Origin of the sequence: Streptomyces sp. NPDC052396 (genome assembly GCF_044593195.1) — a bacterium.
Classification (GTDB): Bacteria; Actinomycetota; Actinomycetes; order Streptomycetales; family Streptomycetaceae; genus Streptomyces.
The window spans coordinates 96,870-112,029 of record NZ_JBIUAW010000007.1; the positions used below are offsets into that span (position 1 = coordinate 96,870).

Annotated in this window: 9 protein-coding genes and 1 pseudogene; 2 read left to right on the plus strand and 8 right to left on the minus strand. The window is 71.5% G+C overall.

Annotated features, from left to right (window positions below):
- Positions 1–15 precede the first annotated feature (15 nt).
- Positions 16–3,024 (plus strand): hypothetical protein, encoded by a 3,009-nt coding sequence (locus ACIHFE_RS19490; RefSeq protein ID WP_400108171.1) that lies wholly within the window; start codon positions 16–18, stop codon positions 3,022–3,024.
- Positions 3,025–3,046: 22 nt separating this feature from the next.
- Here ACIHFE_RS19490 and ACIHFE_RS19495 read toward each other — a convergent pair whose 3' ends face one another.
- The 4 genes and pseudogenes from ACIHFE_RS19495 to ACIHFE_RS19510 form a co-directional block, all read right to left on the minus strand.
- The gene (locus ACIHFE_RS19495; protein WP_400108174.1) at positions 3,047–4,282 is read right to left on the minus strand and encodes a serine hydrolase domain-containing protein; all 1,236 of its coding nucleotides are present in this window, start codon (positions 4,280–4,282) and stop codon (positions 3,047–3,049) included.
- A gap of 214 nt (positions 4,283–4,496) precedes the next feature.
- Complete coding sequence (locus tag ACIHFE_RS19500; RefSeq protein WP_400108176.1) at positions 4,497–5,603, minus strand: sensor histidine kinase; 1,107 nt, start codon at positions 5,601–5,603, stop codon at positions 4,497–4,499.
- Positions 5,596–6,271 (minus strand): annotated as a pseudogene (locus ACIHFE_RS19505) (response regulator transcription factor). Before ACIHFE_RS19505 ends, ACIHFE_RS19500 begins: the two are co-directional and overlap by 8 nt.
- Positions 6,272–6,926: 655 nt before the next feature.
- On the minus strand, positions 6,927–7,847 hold the full coding sequence (locus ACIHFE_RS19510) for a helix-turn-helix domain-containing protein (RefSeq protein WP_400108178.1): 921 nt from the start codon (positions 7,845–7,847) through the stop codon (positions 6,927–6,929).
- A gap of 107 nt (positions 7,848–7,954) precedes the next feature.
- On the opposite strand from ACIHFE_RS19510, the gene ACIHFE_RS19515 reads away from it, so the two are divergent.
- The gene (locus tag ACIHFE_RS19515) at positions 7,955–8,758 is read left to right on the plus strand and encodes an alpha/beta fold hydrolase (RefSeq protein ID WP_400108781.1); all 804 of its coding nucleotides are present in this window, start codon (positions 7,955–7,957) and stop codon (positions 8,756–8,758) included.
- A gap of 102 nt (positions 8,759–8,860) precedes the next feature.
- Here the strand turns inward: ACIHFE_RS19515 and ACIHFE_RS19520 are convergent, their stop codons facing one another.
- The 4 genes from ACIHFE_RS19520 to ACIHFE_RS19535 form a co-directional block, all read right to left on the minus strand.
- Positions 8,861–11,209, minus strand: a complete 2,349-nt coding sequence (locus tag ACIHFE_RS19520; RefSeq protein ID WP_400108179.1) for an ATP-binding cassette domain-containing protein — start codon at positions 11,207–11,209, stop codon at positions 8,861–8,863.
- A gap of 251 nt (positions 11,210–11,460) precedes the next feature.
- Positions 11,461–12,000, minus strand: a complete 540-nt coding sequence (locus ACIHFE_RS19525; protein ID WP_400108792.1) for a hypothetical protein — start codon at positions 11,998–12,000, stop codon at positions 11,461–11,463.
- A gap of 353 nt (positions 12,001–12,353) precedes the next feature.
- Complete coding sequence (locus tag ACIHFE_RS19530) at positions 12,354–13,694, minus strand: PP2C family protein-serine/threonine phosphatase (RefSeq protein ID WP_400108181.1); 1,341 nt, start codon at positions 13,692–13,694, stop codon at positions 12,354–12,356.
- 163 nt (positions 13,695–13,857) lie between these two features.
- Entirely contained in the window at positions 13,858–15,012 is a 1,155-nt protein-coding gene (locus tag ACIHFE_RS19535; RefSeq protein ID WP_400108782.1) for an MFS transporter, read from the minus strand.
- Between the last annotated feature and the right edge of the window lie 148 nt (positions 15,013–15,160).

Genomic DNA, 15,160 nt, shown 5'->3' on the forward strand with positions numbered 1-15,160 from the left:
CGATGGAGGTGGGTGATGGAACCCGTGACGCGCCCCGCGCGTATGTCGCCCCGGTGGAGCCTGCTGCTGGTCCTGGTGGCGGCCGCCGTGTTCGCCGTGGGCCTGTGCATCCGTCACAATGCCCCCTGCGTCGACGACATCCGGCTGCAACTGGCGGGCAGCGCCCGGGCGGCACACCGGATCACCGACGGCCGGACCGCCGACTTCCGCACGGCCCTGACCGCGGACTTCTTCCCCATCGGGGGATACACCATCGCCGCGGTGCTGGTGTTCTGGCTGAGCGGCCGCACCATCGCGGTGCGGATGCGGCACCGGTGCCTGGTCGGCTACGGGATCACCGGCGTACTGGCCGCATTCGTCTGCGCGGTGGCGGAGAAGCTGCTGCTGCTCCATGGACTCGCCGGTGCCGCCTGGCCGTTCGCGGTGGCCACGGTGTTCGCCACGGTGAAGTGGCTGCTGCTCGTCCTCACCCTGCCCATCGCGGCGATCGCGGCCGGCATCATCCTCAAACGGGCCGCACTCCACGCCCTGGCCGGGACCGGAGGGGACACCGGCGAGTCCCGGGTCATCCCGCCCTGGCCGGTGATGCAGTCCGACGGGCAGCTGTGGCCCACGGCGACGCGCTACAGCGCGCCACGCTCCAGGACGGCGCGCTGGGATGACGGCAGCCGGGTGCCGCCCGGCCGGGAACAGGGCGGGTCCGGCTTCTGTGTCTCCGGCGGCGGCATCCGCTCGGCCTGCTTCGCCCTCGGTGCGCTCCAGGCCCTCCGCGCCCAACTGGGCCGGGCCCGCTATCTGGTGTCGGTCTCCGGCGGCGGCTACCTCACGGGTGCCCTGCAACTGGCGCTGACCGGGCCGCCCGACGACGGCCGGGGCAAGAAGGCCGGCCTGGACGAGGGTTCGTACCGGATCACCGCCGACGAGGTCTATATGCCCGGCACCCCGGAGGAGAACCACACCCGCCGGCACTCGATGTACGTCGCCGAGGGCACCGGACAGTGGCTGGTCGCCCTGGGCGCCGTGCTGCGGGGCCTGCTGGCCTCGCTGGCCCTGCTCACCGCTTCGGTGCTGGTGCTGGGACTCGCGCTGAGCTGGGGCTACCACCTGGTGCCGCTGACCCAACCGGTGCTGCCGCCCGGGCCGCTGACCTTCCGGGCACCGGCCCTGGCGGCCGTCGCCCTGCTGCTCGGCCTCGCCGCCGCCTGGTGGTTCCTGTGGCTGGTGTCCTTGTGCCTCGGCGTACAGCGGCTGTCGGACGTGCTGCAGACCGTCTACCGGACGCTGCTGGTGGTGGGCCTGCTGCTGGCCGTCCTGGTGATCGTCATCCCCGGCCTGGCCTGGGGAACCATCCGGCTCAAGCAGGGATTCGACGTGGGCGCCCCGCAGGTCGGGGCAGGCGCGGGCGGCACCGCGCTGTTCGCCTATGTGACCGTGCTGGTGAGCACCATGTGGCGGCGCGTGGAGAAGGTCAAACACCTGGCCGGCGGTCCCAAGCACGCCCGGTTGCAGCGGGCCGTGCCCAATGGGATCACCCAGTACATCCTGGTGTGGACGGTGCTGTTGGTGGTGACGGCGGCCGCACTGCTGGTGCTGGGCTGGGCGACCGCCACCGGGCGGCACTGGCCGGAGTCCCCGGTCCCCTGGCAGATCGTGCTGCCCGCCGTCCTGGTGACGGTGGCCCTGAGCCTGGACCAGACCTGGATGAGCCTGCACCCCTTCTACCGCACCCGGCTGGTCTCCGCGTTCGCCGTCCGCCGCTGGACCACACCGGGCGGGGCGCAGATCGCCATCCCCTACGGCTTCGAGGAGCCGACCCCGCTGTCCCGGTACGGCGCCAGACGCCCCGGCTTCCCCCAGGTCATCTTTGCCGCGGCGGCCAGCCTGTCCGGCGACGACCGCACACCGCCGCACCGGCACGCGGTGTCGTTCTCGCTGTCGTATGACTACATCGGCGGCCCGGACGTGGGATACGCCCCCACCGACGTCCTGTGCCGGACCACCAAGCCGGCCGTCAAACCGGTCATCCGCAAGGACCTCACCGTGGAATCCGCCGTCGCCGTCTCCGGCGCGGCCTTCGCCTCGGCCATGGGACGCCAGGCCCGCGCGTTCCAGACACTGTTCGCGCTCACCAATGCCCGGCTCGGCACCTGGCTCCCCAACCCCGGTGTACTCGGGGCCCTTTGGGCCAAGAACGCCGACTGGGCACTGCCACCGCTGCCCGCCGTCCGCCGGCTGCCCTATCTGCTGCGCGAGGTGTCCGGGCGCTACCCGATGGACGACCGGATGCTGCTGGTCACCGACGGCGGACACTACGACAACCTGGGCCTGGTCGAGCTGCTCCGCCATGGCGTCACCACCGCGGTGTGCGTCGACGCCAGCGGAGGCACGCCGCCCTTCGCCGCCGCCCTGGGCGAGGCCATCACCCTGGCCCAGGAGGAGCTCGGCGTCGAGATCACCTTCACCCCCGAAGAGTGGGTGAAACTCGTCCCCGGCGGCATGTCCCCCCTGGTGCCCCACAGCCCGCCGTCGCAGGGCCCGCCCGCGCCGCCGACCTTCCTGACACCGCCCAACCCACTGGCGTCCATGAACGCCCGGCTCTCGCCCCAGGCGGTGATCGAAGGGGTGATCACCTACCCCCGTGAGCTGAAGGACGGCAACGGCCGCAAACTCGGCACCAAGGGGCGGCTGATCGTCGCCCGGTCGACGCTGACCGGCGAGATGCCCTATGAAATCCTCGCCTATGCCCAGGGCAGCCCGGTCTTCCCCCGTGACTCCACCGGCGACCAGTGGTTCGACCACCGGCAGTTCGACGCCTACCGGGCGCTGGGCTACTGGATCGGCCTGCGTGCCGAGGAGAAGCTCCGCGCTTGCGGTCCGGACGGCCCGGACGGCCCGGGCAGCCCGGACGGTCCGGGCGGCGGGGCCCCGGCCCCGGCGCGGAAGAAAGCCGCCCGCAGATGGTGTCGCCGGAAGCGCGCCGCCCATGGCAAAGGAACCACGAGGGTTCCGCACAGCGGCAGTTGAGACGGACCCTCGCCGGGCCGTTTCAGCCACCACCTCCCTCGCCGGGCGAAGCCCCGGTGATGGCCTGCAACTCCCGCCCGGTGATCTCCTGCAGCGACAGACCGTCGCAGTTGCCGAGGACTACGCCGACCCAGCCGGTGTACGGGTAGACGTTCCAGTTGGCGCTGACACCGGGATTGCGACCGCCGCGCCCGAACACCCACTGGCCGTTGACGATACGGACCGGCATGTCGTAGGCCCCGAACGACGAACCGCTGTGGGGGATCTTGGCCCCGGTGAGCAACTCGGCCCAGGGCCGGTCCAGCACCGTGCCGTCGCCCAACGCGCGCGCGAACCGGACCAGATCCGGCGCGGTGGCGAAGCCGCCGTCCCCGGGGGCATCGATAAAGCTGCGGCCCGGATTCTTGCCGAGTACGTCCGGGTCCGGGCTGCCCTTGTCCAGATTGCGGACCGCGTCCACCTGGCTGCCGTCGGCCAGCGTCATATACGGGCGCGCGATGTGCTCGTCGGTGAGCCACTGCGGCCTGGTGCGGAACGCCGAGCCGGTCATGCCGCAGCGCCCGAAGATGTTCTCCTGCACGTAGTCCCAGTACGTCTTGCCGCTCACGGCCTCCACGATCAACGCGGGGATGGCGATATCGGCGCCGGAGTGGCCGGTGGGAGTGCCGGGCGGGGCCACCACCTTCGACTGCCGGGCCCACTGCTCGTAATACTCGTGCACCTCCTCCCGGCTCCGGAAGATGCGTTGCACGTCCTCATCCGGGGTGTCCAGCCCGGAGGCGCCGGAGAGCAGGTGATGGATGGTCACCTGCTCGGCGATGTCCTTGGCGAAGCCCTTCAGATGGGTGCCCACCGTGTCCGACAGGCTCAGCTTGCCCTGCTGTGCCAGCTGCAAGATGGCCACCGCGCCGAACGGCTTGCCCGCCGAGCCGAGGCTGAACGCGATGCCTTCGTGATTGCGGATCCCCTTCTCCCTGTCGGCCATGCCGTAGCTGCGGGACAGCACCGTCCGGCCCCGGTGCGACAGCAGCACCACGCCGGAGAACTTCCCCTCGGCGGCCAGCTTCGCCACGTACTGGTCGTAGGCTCCGCCGGGACGGGTGGCCGGTGGGATGTCGGAGTCGGTCGGGGCCGGGTCGGCGTGGCCGGGTCGGGCGCCCACCAGCGGCGCGCCGGCCGCCAGCACGCCGGCGGCCGCCAAACCGCTCCACCCGAGCAGCCGCCGCCGATTGATGCCACGTATGGAATCCGCGTCCATGATCACGGTCCTTTCCTGATCGATAGATCGACCGTTGCAGGTCTGCCGGCGACCGCTATCGGCAACTGATCACCACCCATGTGGTCCCCGTGCCTCCACTGAAGACGGGAGACTGCTGCGGTGGCGTATGCGATTTTCGATACGCCCGCGATACACCGGATCCCCGGCTCAAGGAACTGGCGCAGGCCGGCAGTGCGATGGTCCTGCCGCCGGCCTAGTGGGCCCCGCTCGGGGACGATGCCTGTGGCGTGCCGGGGAGTCGAATCGTGACAAGGAGACCGCCGGTGGGGCGGGGTGCGAGGTCGATGGTCCCGTCGTGTGCCCGGACGATGCTGTGCACGATGGCCAGCCCGAGGCCGACCCCGGCATGTTCGTCGGTGCGTGTGCGTTCTGTTCCACGTTGGAAGGGTTCGGTGAGGGTCGGTAGGAGTTCCGCCGGGACCCGATGGCCGGTGTTCTCGACCCGCAGCACGCTCGCGTCGTACTGCGATTCGGTGTGCACCGTTACGGTGCCGCCGGAGGGGAGGTTGTGGACGACGGCGTTCTGGACGAGGTTGGTCACCATCCGCAGCATGAGCGCCGCGGAGCCGAGGGTCTGTGCCTTCTCGCCGGTGACATCGAGCGTGATCCGGCGCTTTTCGGCGAGGGGAAGCAGCGTTTCGCCGGCTTCTTCGGCGATGAGGGACAGGTCGACGGGCTCGCGGGTGAAGCCCTTGCGGTCGGCGCGGCCGAGCAGCAGGAGGGCCTCGGTGAGGTCGATCGCCCGCGTGTTGACGGTGTGGAGGCGTTCGATGAGTTCGCCCTGATCCCGTGTGGGGTCGTTGCGGGCGAGGTCGAGGAGGGTCTTCGAGATCGCCAGCGGGGTGCGCAGTTCGTGGGAGGCGTTCGCGGCGAATCGTCGCTGTTCGCTGACGTGGGATTCGAGTTGTTCGAGCATGATGTCGAACGCGTCGGCGAGTTCGCGGAATTCATCTTGGGGACCTTGCATGCGGACCCGGTGGGACAGTGATCCGTTCGCGGCCATCCGTGCCGCGTCCGCGATCCGTGTGAGTGGTGCGAGCATCCGGCCGGCGAGGATCCATCCTCCCAGGAGGCCGAACGCCAGCAGGAAGGCCAGTGCTATGGCCGCGGCGGGGGCGAACATGCGCAGGAGGACGTAGCGGTTGGGTGCGACCCCGAGAAGGCCCTGGGGGCTGTCGGGTACATAGCGCAGCAGGAACCCCCACACCACGGCCAGCAGGAGAGTGCCGGCGATGAGGAGGAATCCGGCGTAGCTGACGGTGAGTTTCAGGCGGGCGCTGAGCCCTGGGCGCCTATTCATGAGTGCTGCCGGTGTCGATTCGGTAGCCGACGCCGGGCACCGTGGCTGATGAGCCATGGTTCGCCGAGTCGTTTGCGCAGGGCGGAGACGGTGATGCGGACGGCATTGGTGAAGGGGTCGGCGTTGGCGTCCCAGGCCCGCTCCAAGAGTTCTTCGGCGCTGACGACACCGCCTCCGGCGACGACGAGGACTTCGAGCACGGCGAACTGCTTCCGGGTGAGCGCGATATAGCGTCCGTCGCGGAAGACCTCCCGGCGGAAGGGGTCCAGCCGCAGGCCCGCGATCTCGCTGACCGGTGGTCGGGCGTGGGCGCGTCTGCGGTCCAGCGCCCGCAGCCGCATGACGAGCTCCCGGAGCTCGAACGGTTTGGTGAGGTAGTCATCGGCGCCGAGCTCGAACCCGGACGCCTTGTCGTCGATCCGGTCGGCAGCGGTGAGCATAAGGATCGGGATGCCGCTGCCGGAGGCGACGATTCGCCGGGCGATCTCGTCGCCGGAGGGGCCGGGGATGTCGCGGTCGAGGACCGCGAGGTCGTAGGAGTTGACGCTGAGCAGTTCCAGAGCGGAGTTGCCGTCGCCGGCGATGTCGGCGGCGATCGCTTCCAGCCGGAGACCGTCCCGGACGGCTTCGGCCAGGTAGGGCTCGTCCTCCACGATCAACACGCGCATACCCGGAGCCTAAGCAGCACGGCATATCGCCGGCATATGTTTCTTCACCCGGCTCGGACTCAGTCCCCTTGTCCGCGCGCAAGGGAAAGGTCATCGTCCGGTCCGGCGAGGGCGAGGCATCCCGCGCGGACCGAACGCGCCTCCTGGCCCGGCGCAGACAGCCCTGCGCTGTTCCTCAACCGACGCGGCGGACGGCTCGGCATCCGGGCTCAGCGTCTCCTCGGCGGCCCGCAGCGCCGCCCCCACGATCGGGTCGCACCGCCCCGGGGTGGGCGGCTCGATGCACTCCGCACAACAACGGGCCAGGCCGCCGGCTTGTCCGCGTCCGCGACACTGCGCTCACGGAAGCCCAGGTGCCCGCGGATTTGCGCACGGTGGTGCTCGACCGTCCGACCGCTCCACTCATACGCACCGCGCTTGCCGGACACGAGCCCCTGCCCGTCCTTCAACAGCGTCCAGTGCTCGACCAAGTCGTCCAGGTACAAAGGGGTACGAGCCACAGTCGTCGATCGTCCTCTCGGCACCCCATGACGGCCGGTCGTGGCGGACCTGCCGGCCCGTCTCCTGCCCAACCGCGGGCGTCTCCGGCGGTCTTGGCGGCGCCACACGGGCCCATGCCGCCAGTACCGCAGCCGAGGCGATCGGCAACGTCCTTTCACGGCCGGCCAGTTCGCGAAGAAGGCAACCGCACCTCCGCCCTGCCGTGCCCGGCGCGCCAGCGGCTGGGCGGTACCCCGGTCTGCCGTTGGAAGAAGGTGGTGAAGTTCGCCGCGTCCGGGAAGCCCAGCCGCTCCGCGCACCGTGCGACCGGCAGCCCGGTGTGGGCGAGCAGCCGTTGGGCCTCCAACAGGATCCGCTGGTCGAGGAATTGCTTGGCACCCAGCCCGGTGGCCGCCCGGGTGGCCCGGGTCAGGGTGCGCCGGCCGTAGCCGAGGGCGGAGGCATAGTCCGCGACCTGGTGCCGCGTGGCGAAGTGCTCCTCCACCGCCGCCCGGTAGCGGCGGAACACCGCATGCTCCTCCGGTGCGCACCCGGCCGGCCGGGCCGGGCCGGACGGCGGCAGCACCCGCAGCACCAGCGCCGCCAGCAGGTGGGCGAGCAGCGGGGCCGAGGCCGGCGACGGGGCCGACACCCCGGCCGCGTACTCCCGGCCCAGATGCTCCACGGCACCCAGACACAGGGGCCAGACCTCCTCGGCCGACTCCCAGCAGACCGGGCCGAAGACATCCGCCGCGGCGTCCGCGGCCGGGCCGGGGGCGGACAGGAAGCCCGGTGCGAACAGCACCAGGAATCCGTCCAGTTCCTCGGCATCGGCCCAGCGGTGCACCACGCCCGGACGGATCCAGACCACGGTCCGCTCCCGCAACGGGTAGTCGACGAAGTCCGCCGAGTGCCGTCCGCTGCCTGATGCGATCAGAGCCAGCACATGGAAGTCCGGACGCTGGAGCCGCGTTCGCCGGCCGGCCGGGTCCATGTCCCGCAACCGTGCGAAATCAAGCACCTCGACCCCGGACTCCCCGCCGGGGGCGGGGGCGTAACGCAGCTGCCGGACGCCGGGGAACTGACCGGTTTCCACAAGAACTTCGCGCCTTTCGACCGGGATTCCTCAGGGGAGACGACCGTAACCTCTCGGGTATCCAGCCATGAACCCACCCCGGGGAGACCGTTGTGCCCACGCCGGAAATCACCAGCACCCACCGCGTACCCGTCACCGGAGGAACACTTGGCGCCCACAGACGGGGACGGCGCGGGCCGACGCTGGTGTTGGTGCACTACTGGGGCGGCTCGGCGCGCACCTGGGACGCGGTGGTCGCGGAACTCCCCGCCGATCGCGACACGGTCTGCTTCGACCAGCGCGGCTGGAACGCGTCACGGGCGCTGCCCGGCCCGTACCACCTCGGCCAACTGGCCGACGATCTCCTCGACATGATCGCCGGCCTGGGGCTCGACCGGTATGTCCTGGCCGGCCACTCCATGGGCGGCAAGGTGAGCCAGCTCGTCGCGGCCCGGCGCCCCGCCGGCCTGGCCGGACTCGTTCTGCTCGCCCCGGCGCCGCCGCGGCCGCCCGCCACCGTGACCACCGAGTACCGGCAGGCCCTGGGACACGCCTATGACTCAGCGGAGACCGTAGAGCAGGCACTCCAACACGCCCTGACCGCCTGCCCGTTGGCCCCGGCCGCCCGGCGCGCCGTGGTGCGCGACAGCCTGGCGGCCGCGGATGACGCGGTACGCGCCGAGTGGCCGATGCGGGGCATCGCGGCCGACATCACGGACGCCGCCGCGGCGATCGCGGTCCCCGTGCTGGTGCTGGCGGGCGAGCACGACCGGGTGGAACCACCGGAGGTGCTGCGCCGCTGCCTGCTGCCCCATATCCCGCAGGCGCGGCTGACCGTGATCCCGGGCAGCGGCCATCTGCTGCCCCTGGAGGCGCCGGTCGCGGCCGCCGCGGAGCTGGAATCCTTTGTCGCGGGGGTCGCGGTGGGGTGATCAGCGGGGGCTGTCGCGTTTCAGGCGCGGGCCGCCCGTGGCTGGTCGCGCAGTTCCCCGCGCCCCTTGTGGGCCGCCCGACCCGCGCCTGAACGAAGGCCGTCAGCCGCCCACATAAGCCGCGAGATGCTCCCCGGTGAGCGTGGAGCGCGCGGCGGCCAGATCGGCGGGGGTGCCCTCGAAAACGACCCGGCCGCCATCGTGGCCGGCGCCGGGGCCGAGGTCGATGATCCAGTCGGCGTGGGCCATGACCGCCTGGTGGTGCTCGACGACAATGACCGACTTGCCGGAGTCCACCAGCCGGTCGAGCAGGCCCAGCAACTGCTCGACATCGGCGAGATGCAGGCCGGCGGTCGGCTCGTCGAGGACGTAGACGCCGCCCTTCTCGGCCATATGGGTGGCCAGCTTGAGCCGTTGCCGCTCGCCGCCGGACAGTGTGGTGAGTGGCTGACCCAGAGTCAGATAGCCCAGCCCGACATCGGAGAGCCGGGCGAGGATACGGTGCGCGGCCGGTGTGCGTGCCTCACCGGCGCCGAAGAACTCCGCCGCCTCGGCCACCGGCATCGCCAGCACCTCGCTGATATCGCGCCCGCCAAGGCGGTTCTCCAGGACCGACGCCTGGAACCGCTTGCCCTCGCAATCCTCACAAGGGGTGGCCACGCCGGCCATCATCGCCAGGTCGGTGTAGATGACGCCAATGCCATGGCAACTGGGGCAGGCGCCCTCGGAGTTGGCGCTGAACAACGCCGGCTTGACGCCACTGGCCTTGGCGAACGCCTTGCGGATCGGATCGAGCAGCCCGGTGTAGGTCGCCGGGTTGCTCCGCCGCGAGCCTCGGATCACGCCCTGGCCGACCGACACCACCCCTGCGTCGGCCGGAATCGACCCATGGACCAGCGAGCTCTTGCCGGAACCGGCGACACCGGTGACCACGGTCAGCACCCCGAGCGGGATGTCCACATCCACCTCGCGCAGGTTGTGCGTCCGCGCGCCACGGATCTCCAGCATGCCGGTGGGGGTGCGCACCGTCTCCTTGACAGCGGCCCGGTCGTCGAAGTGGCGGCCGGTGAGGGTGCCACCCGCCCGGAGCCCCTCGACGGTGCCTTCGAAGCAGACGGTGCCGCCCGCCGCACCGGCCCCCGGGCCGAGGTCGACCACATGGTCGGCGATCGCGATCGTCTCCGGCTTGTGCTCCACGACCAGCACCGTGTTGCCCTTGTCCCGCAGCCGCAGCAGCAGGCCGTTCATCCGCTGGATGTCATGCGGGTGCAGGCCCGTGGTGGGTTCGTCGAAGACATAGGTGGCGTCGGTGAGCGGCGAACCCAGGTGACGGACCATCTTGACGCGCTGGGCCTCGCCGCCGGACAGCGTGCCCGCCGGCCGGTCGAGCGAGAGATAGCCCAGGCCGATCTCCACAAATGACTCCAGGGAGTGGTGCAGCTTGCCGAGCAGCGGCGCCACCGAGGGCTCGTCCAGGCCGCTTACCCAGGCGGCCAGGTCGCTGATCTGCATCGCACAGGCGTCGGCGATGCTGATCCCGCCGATCCGCGAGGAGCGGGCCGCCTCGCTCAGCCGGGTGCCCTGGCACTCGGGGCAGGTGGCGAAGGTGACCGCCCGGTCCACAAACTCCCGGATATGCGGCTGCATCGCCTCACGGTCCTTGGCGAGCATCGACTTCCGGATCCTCGGGATCAGACCCTCATAGGTCATATTGATGCCCGCGATCTTCATCCTGGTCGGCTCGCGGTGCAGGAAGTCCTCCAGTTCCCGCTTGGTGAACTCCCGGACCGGCTTGTCCGGGGAGAAGAAGCCCGACTCGCTGTAGAGCCGGTAGTTCCAGCCGCCCGCCTTGTAGCCGGGGACGGTGATGGCGCCCTCGGAGAGCGACTTGGTGTCGTCGAAGAGCTGGGCGAGGTCGAGATCGGAGACCGTGCCCCGGCCCTCGCAGCTCGGGCACATGCCACCGGTGCGGGTGAAGGTGGTCTTCACCGCCTTCTGGGCACCCCGCTCCACCGTGATCGCACCGCTGGCCCGGACCGAGGGGACATTGAAGGCGAACGCGCCGGGCGGGCCGATATGCGGCTGCCCGAGCCGGCTGAAGAGGATGCGCAGCATCGCGTTGGCGTCGGTGGCGGTGCCGACCGTGGAGCGGGGGTCGGCGCCCATCCGCTGCTGGTCGACGATGATCGCGGTGGTCAGCCCTTCGAGGACATCGACCTCGGGCCGGGCCAGTGCCGGCATAAAGCCCTGGACGAACGCGCTGTAGGTCTCGTTGATCAGCCGCTGTGACTCGGCCGCGATGGTGTCGAACACCAGCGAGCTCTTGCCCGAGCCGGAAACACCGGTGAACACCGTCAGCCGGCGCTTGGGAAGCTCGATGCTGACGTCCTTGAGGTTGTTCTCGCGCGCCCCGTGCACACGGATCACATCGTGGCTGTCGGCAATGTGCATGGTGTCTCCCTCGGTCCGGCCGGGCGCGCCCCCGATCATAGACAGGCGCAGTCGAACGGGGAGAGGTACGGCCGGTGAAGCGAGGGCGGGCCCTGGCCGTCCTGGGGACGGCCCAGTTCCTGATGGTGCTGGACACCTCGGTGATGAACGTCTCGATCAGCAAGCTGGTCGAGGACTTCCGGCGGGTGAGACGGGCCGGTCCGGCGTGCACGCCTGAGCGCCCCTCAGGACACCGGGCACCGTCGCCGCCCTCAACTCAGCAGTTCCCGCGACCACTTGGGTTCCACGGTCTGCCATTCCCGGGCCCAGCGCGCATAGCGCACCCGGTCGAAGCCGGCGTTCAGCCCCGCCCAGCAGGCGCCGAAGGCCAGCACCAGGCCGCCCGCGCACACCACCCCGGCGGTCCAGCCGGCCGCGAGCGCCTTGCGCGGGCTCATCGGCGGCCTGGCCGCCTGTCCGGTGTGGTCCACCCATACGGTCACCGGATCGCCCCGGGCCGCGCCGTCCGGGACCTCGGCGATCGTGGAACGCTCGGCACCGCGGCGGTCGGTCCAGCGCACCGGCGCCCAGTGCGGGCCGTCCCCGGGCGCCTCGGGAACGTCGGCGGCGAGCCGGGCGGTGACCCGGTGGCGGTGCGCGGCCTGGCTGTGCACGGTGTGCAGCCGTGACTGATAGGTGCCGCACCCCGCCAGCGGGGCGACCGTCGCCAAGGCCCCGAGCAGCAGCACACACAGGCACAGCCGGAGCCGATGCTGCCACCGGTCACAGGAGCGGGTGTGGTCGGGCTTCATGAGTGCCTCCGGGGGCGGGGCCGGCCGGTGTGGATACGTGACGCCCTTCGCGGTTGAGCGTGGGGGCAGGGGACTCGGCTCATCACCGTCCAACCGGTCCAACGCCCACTGAACCGCCGCCGGTTGGACCCATGAGAGGTCACCGCCGGCAGGAGCCCGGCCGGATACGGCGCTCTCCGCCGGACTTATGCCCGTTTTCCGGGGGTGCCGAACCGTCCGCGTACGGCCGCGAGCCATGTGATAAAGCCAAAGGAGCTGACGGCGCTTCGGCGGCGGACGAAGGGGGTGCCCCCGTCCCGCGCCTGCTGTGCGACACCCGGGCCCTGGCACCGGAGACCGGCGGAGCCGGCCGGCTAGTCCACCCCGGGCACGCGCACCACCAGCAGCGCCATGTCGTCGTGGTCATCGCTCGGCCGGGCCGCCACCACGGCCCGGCCCAGGGGCTCCGGATCCCGGTCCGCATGGGCCGCGGCCGCCCGCGCCACCTGGTCCACGGCCACTTCGGGGTCCAGGTCCGGGCGTTCGACCAGGCCGTCGGTGAACATCAGCACCGTGGCCCCGGGCGGCAGCGGGCAGCAGTGGTCCTGGCGGGGCAGCGAGGGATCGACTCCCAGCGGGACGCCCGCTTCCTCATCGGGCCGGACGGTGCGGCCGTCCGCGGTCACCACCAACGGTGCCGGATGGCCGGCGCTGCTCCACCACAGCGACCAGCCGTCGGCGGCGGGCTGGATCCGGGCCAGGCAGACGGTCGCCATGGTGGGGTCGCCGAAGGCGGCCAGCGCGCGGTCCAGCCGAGACAGCAGTTCGCCCGGCGGGGCAGCGGAGTCGAAGGCCAGGGCGCGCAGCATATTGCGGATCTGTGCCATGGCGGCGGCCGCCCGTACGTCATGGCCCACCACATCGCCCACGATCAGCACCACGGTGCCGTCGGGCAGCAGCAGGGCGTCGTACCAGTCGCCGCCCAACAGCCGTGGATCGGCGGCCGGTTGGTACATCGCCCAGGCGGAGAACGGGGTCAGATCCGGCAGCCGGGGCAGCAGCAGGCGCTGGAACTGCTCGGCTCCGGCGCGCAGTTGGCCGTACAGCCGGGCGTTCTCGATGGCCACGCCCGCCGCGCCGGCCAGGGCGATCACCACCGCCTCGTCGTCCTGGTCGAAGGGCTTGCCGTCCTGGCGGTCCGTGAGGTAGAGGTTCCCGTAGATCTTGCCGCGCACCGAGATGGCCACCCCGAGCAGGGTGCGCATCGGCGGGTGCCCCGGGGGAAAACCGGCGGCCTGGGGATGGCCGGGGATGTCATCGGTTCGCAGCGGGCGGGGATCGGTGATCAGCTGGCCCAGCAGACCCTCACCATGGGGCAGGGCCACGCCCGCCAGCCGCTCCCGCTCCTCCTCGCTCAGTCCCACCGGGATGAACTCGGCCAGCTCCGAGCCCTCTTCGTCCAGTACGCCCAGCGCCCCATAACGGGCGTTGGCGAGATCCATGGCGGTGCTGACGATGCGGCGCAGCACGACGGGCAGTTCCAGCTCCCCGCTGATGGCGAGTATCGCCTCCAGCAGCCCGTGCATCCGCTCCTGGGCCCGGGCGAACTCGGCCAGCCTCTCGCCCAGCCGTTCGAGGTTCTCGTCGAGAGCCGATCGAAGGCCGGGGAGGCCGGCAGGCGGGGGAGGTCCGTCACCCGCATCGCTGGTGGTCACAGTCGATCAGCCTATCGGCCGGGCGGGCGGGGCCGGGGCGGAACCGGGCCGGCCGGGGCTGATCGGCGGGCGCCGGGCCGCCGGGCCGGGGGCGTCCCCGTCACCCTTCGGTGCGGGCCGTCGACGGCTGGTCGAGCAGCCCCTTACGGGCACCGGCAGGGCCCTACGACCCGCCCCGCTCCACCGGCCGCAGCGCCGGCAGCACCGCGGTGGCGGCCGCCAGCAGGGCGACGCACCCGGTGAAGACCAGGCCGGACTGGCGAAGCCCCAGGGTGACGGCCATCGCCCCCACCCCGATCACGGGAAGCGAGAGGGCCACATAGAACACCACAAACAGCGCCGAGTTGACCTCCGCCCGCCGCCCGGCCGGACTCCGCTCGCCCACCACCGTGACACCGGCCCGGAACGACAGGCCCTGCCCCATGCCCGCCGTCACCGCCCCCAGCACCAACAACGGCAGCGAGGACACGAGCAATGAGCAGAAGATGACCGCCATGCCCGCCACCAGCACCACGCACCCCCAGGACAGTGCCCGGTGCACACCGCTCCGCCCCATCAGCAGCTGCCCCGCCGTCGAGGCCGCGAACACGGCGCAGACCACACAGCCGGAAACCGCCGGGCCGCTCACTCCCACCACCTGGCTCAGAAAGCTGGGCGCCACCGAGGTGAACAACCCCAGCGTGGCGAAGCCCGCGAAGCCGGCCATGGCCGCCGGGACAAAGGCGGGGCGTACGGAGCGAGGGACCCGCAGCCGCCGGGGGCGCGGCGGGACGCCGCGTTGGGCCCGTACCGTCTCCGGGACCGTCAGCAGGCCCGCCATGGCCACCGCCACCAGCATGAGATCCACCAGGAACACCCAATGGAGCGGATCCGGCCCGTACTGCGCCAGCAGGCCCGCGAGCAGCGGCCCGCCGCCCAGCCCGCCCATGTTGGCGGCGGTGGCGGTCAGCGCGGCGGCGCCGGCCCACCGCCGGGGCGCCAGCTCCACCACGGCGGCGGTGGCGGTCCCCGTGAACAGCCCGGCGGACAGCCCCGACAGCACCCGGCCCGCGAACAGCTCGGGCAGTCCCCGTGCGAAGAGGAAGCACAGGGCGCTGAGCGCGGACGCCACCAGCCCGGCGAACAGCACCGGCCGCCGGCCGACGGTGTCCGACAGCTGTCCCAGCAGCAGAAGCACCGCGATGACCCCAAAGGCATAGACGGCGAAGATCACCGTCACCATCAGCGCGGAGAAGCCCAACTGCCGCTGGTACAGCCCGTACAGCGGAGTGGGCAGGGTGGTGCCGCACATCACCACGGCGAAGGCATAGGCGGCCACGACGAACGGCCGGCCGGATTCACGGGCATCGTGGCCGTCGTCGTGTGTTCGCCGGGTGGGCGCGTCCTTGGTCACCCGCGACTGCCTATCAGGCACACCAGGGGAGGGCGGGGAGCCCCACGCGGGGCGCTCCTCGGAGGTCCACCCC

Bases quoted from the DNA above. Each gene is read 5' to 3' on its own strand.
- ACIHFE_RS19490 (WP_400108171.1), top strand. From the start codon at position 16: ATGGAACCCGTGACGCGCCCCGCGCGTATGTCGCCCCGGTGGAGCCTG.
- ACIHFE_RS19495 (WP_400108174.1), bottom strand. From the start codon at position 4,282: ATGGACGCGGATTCCATACGTGGCATCAATCGGCGGCGGCTGCTCGGG.
- ACIHFE_RS19500 (WP_400108176.1), bottom strand. From the start codon at position 5,603: ATGAATAGGCGCCCAGGGCTCAGCGCCCGCCTGAAACTCACCGTCAGC.
- ACIHFE_RS19520 (WP_400108179.1), bottom strand. From the start codon at position 11,209: ATGCACATTGCCGACAGCCACGATGTGATCCGTGTGCACGGGGCGCGC.
- ACIHFE_RS19525 (WP_400108792.1), bottom strand. From the start codon at position 12,000: ATGAAGCCCGACCACACCCGCTCCTGTGACCGGTGGCAGCATCGGCTC.